Source organism: Citrobacter sp. TBCS-14, assembly GCF_005280805.1.
GTDB lineage: Bacteria > Pseudomonadota > Gammaproteobacteria > Enterobacterales > Enterobacteriaceae > Citrobacter > Citrobacter gillenii.
Genome location: NZ_SZWM01000072.1, coordinates 1 through 588 on the forward strand (window position 1 = coordinate 1; position 588 = coordinate 588).

Sequence of the window (588 nt, forward strand, 5' to 3'; positions counted from 1 at the left end):
AGTTTCCATGATGGACGGTAACAGTGGCCTGTCGCTCACCCAGGAAGTGATCGATGAAGCCGTCGATTTCCGTCAAGCGATGGCACGGTTGTACAAAGAATTCACGGCTGAGGGCGACTGGTTCTTCAAACCGTGGAACAAAGAGGTGGTCACCGATCCACAAACCGGCGAAACCTACGACTTCGCGGATGCACCGACCCAACTGCTGACCACCGACCAGAATTGCTGGGTGATGCGCCCGGGTGAATCCTGGCACGGCTTTAAAGACCTGCCGGATAACTGGAGCATGCTGGACCCGATTAAGGTCAGCATTCTGGCACCGGGAATGGGCGACGACGGCGAGCTGGAAGAAANCTGGAACAGACCGGTGTTCCGGCGGCGCTGGTTACCGCCTGGCTTAGCCGCCACGGCATCGTACCGACCCGTACCACCGATTTCCAGATTATGTTCTTGTTCTCAATGGGGATCACCCGTGGTAAATGGGGCACGCTGATAAACACACTGTGCTCTTTCAAACACCACTATGATGCCAATACTCCGCTCTCACAGGTGATGCCGGAACTGGTAGAGGAACATCCTGACACTTAC

At 55.5% G+C, this 588-nt stretch carries 1 pseudogene; it reads left to right on the plus strand.

Features of this window, described 5'->3' with window-relative positions:
* Positions 1–588, plus strand: a pseudogene (locus FDX22_RS00400) (arginine decarboxylase); the annotation flags it as partial.